The sequence below is a fragment of the Paraburkholderia ginsengiterrae genome (assembly GCF_001645125.1).
Classification (GTDB): domain Bacteria; phylum Pseudomonadota; class Gammaproteobacteria; order Burkholderiales; family Burkholderiaceae; genus Paraburkholderia; species Paraburkholderia ginsengiterrae.
The window spans coordinates 1-458 of the sequence record NZ_LXKA01000237.1 but is presented as its reverse complement, the minus strand read 5'-3'; the positions used below and the strand labels follow the sequence as shown (position 1 = coordinate 458).

The window sequence follows — 458 nt, the reverse complement described above, 5'->3', positions numbered from 1 at the left end:
CTCTTGAGCAATCTGCGCCTGAACCGGCACGGTGCGGCCAAGGACCCGCGCTATTCTTCGCTGAACACCGGCGACTCGCGCCTTGAATACGAAGCGGGTGCGGCGCTCGGCTGGTGGCCGCGCAACTGTTCCGAACTTGTGGACGACCTGATCGCCTTTATCGGCTTCAGTCCGAACCCCACGTCGCACGTGGCGGCCCCGCGCGCCATCCGCCCACCCGCACCCCTCCGCAAGCCCCCCGCCATTGCCCCACACCACCCCGACCCCCGTCCCCATCCAACGCTCGCCCACCGAACCGTCACCATCGCCGATCACAGCGTCGCCGTCCTGCTCGACCGCGTCCTCCTCACCACCCTCCAGCTGCTTCTTCCCGCCCGCTTGAGTCTGCACCCGCTTGCAGCGTCTCGACCACTCCGTCGCGAGACCCTCGGCCCACTCGTGGTGTCGAACAACCACCA

1 protein-coding gene is annotated in these 458 nt (G+C 67.9%); it reads left to right on the top strand.

What is annotated here, in order from left to right:
* Nucleotides 1–458, top strand: a 458-nt coding sequence (locus A6V37_RS41460) for a hypothetical protein (protein WP_167361443.1), incomplete at both ends; no start/stop codon positions are given.